Source organism: Dietzia sp. IBK-p2-16D, assembly GCF_057773085.1.
Window position 1 is genome coordinate 1 of sequence record NZ_JBYMTL010000029.1, and the last position, 502, is coordinate 502.

General features: G+C 30.1%; 1 protein-coding gene. It reads left to right on the forward strand.

Translation table 11 applies throughout. The features are described from left to right. Positions 1–374 (forward strand): hypothetical protein (locus tag AC3DE3_RS17180; protein WP_488370833.1); only part of this gene is annotated, 374 nt, incomplete at its 5' end. Positions 375–502: the final 128 nt, after the last annotated feature.

Sequence of the window (502 nt, forward strand, 5' to 3'; positions counted from 1 at the left end):
TAAGTACCGAAAAATACATCAATGAGGATTCTTTTATTAGCGACGCGAAACGCTATATTAAAGCATTAAGAGAAGGGCGTATGTGTTGTATTATTGATAGTGTAAGTAGTTCTGGAATGAGTAGAAATTTATCCTTTAAAGCACCTGAAAAATCACAAGGCAAAAATGAATATTACTACCAAAACTTCTTTTCATTCTTTGAATTAATGGGCTTTATACCTGTAAAAAATAAAGGCTGCTTTAAAATTAGCGGGTGCGGTATGGATATGGTATTCAATACTAATTATACTATCATTCACAAGCTAGAATATATGGGCTTTATATCTAAAAATGATTGTAAGGTATTGTGCCAAAAAACACCAATTATTTTATAAAATTACATTTTTTACTTCCTTACCTCGTTGAACATCACAACGGGGTTAAGGCAGTAAAAAAACATATTAAAACAACAAATTAAATTATATGAGAATTTTAAAAAAATGCACAATTGTAAAGCTCCGCG